This window comes from Streptomyces sp. SID10853, from assembly GCF_010548145.1.
Taxonomy (GTDB): Bacteria; Actinomycetota; Actinomycetes; order Streptomycetales; family Streptomycetaceae; genus Streptomyces.
In genome coordinates this window covers 1-845 of sequence record NZ_JAAGLN010000504.1, presented here as the reverse complement: position 1 = coordinate 845, position 845 = coordinate 1, and the positions used below count along the sequence as shown (strand labels likewise).

Annotated in this window: 1 protein-coding gene; it reads right to left on the bottom strand. The window is 77.5% G+C overall.

Annotation, left to right across the window (positions count from 1 at the left end; translation table 11 throughout):
* Positions 1 to 162: 162 nt before the first annotated feature.
* Positions 163 to 845 (bottom strand): ACT domain-containing protein (locus G3I19_RS36660; RefSeq protein WP_164267967.1); only part of this gene is annotated, 683 nt, incomplete at its 5' end.

The following is an 845-nucleotide window of genomic DNA, read 5'->3' as shown; positions in this document are numbered from 1 at the left end:
CCCGCGGCCACCCCCACGATCACCCACGCGGTCGCCCCCCGCGGTCACGCCCAACGGTCGCCCTCAGGGATCACCCCCGGCGGTCACGCCCAGCGGTCGCCTCCCGCAGCCATCCCACGGTGGTCACTCCACCGCGGTCGCGCCCGGCGGCCACCCCCGCGGTCACTCCCGCAGCTCGGCCTCCAGCTGCCGGGCCAGCCCGGCCGCGTCGCCCGGCGGGAGCGGGTCCCCGTCCTGTCCCGTCACGTAGAACGCGTCCACCGCGTTCGCCCCCAGCGTGGAGACATGCGCGCTGCGCACCGTCACCCCGGCCGTCTCCAGCGCCCGGCCGATCCGGTGCAGCAGGCCAGGTGCGTCGTGGGCGCGGACCTCGATCACGGTGGCCAGCCGGGACCCGGTGGGGGCCACCTGCACCCGGGGCGGCGGCGCCTGGACACCGCGGCGGCGCGGGTAGGCCGCCTCCCGTTCGGCCAGTCTGGCGCGGATGTCCAGTGAGCCGTCCAGCGCCCGTACGAGATCGGCGCGCAGCCGCGCGGCCTGCGGCAGGGATCCGTACTCGGCCGCCACCCGCCAGGTCAGCAACAGGACGGCCGTCTGCCGGCCCAGTTCGGTGGGCAGCTCGACGGCGCGCAGATCGGCCGCCCGTACGGTCAGCCGGTGCAGCGCCAGGACACCCGCGACGGCGGGCAGGACGCCGGGCCGGTCGCGGAGCGCGATGAGCAGTTCCACACCCACCGGTTCCGGGGCGCCGTCCTCCTGCGGTTCCTCGGCCCTGGCGTGCAGAGCGAGAACGGGGCCGCCGGTGCGCAGCGCCTCGATGGCCAGCCGCGCGTGCTCGGCGCCCG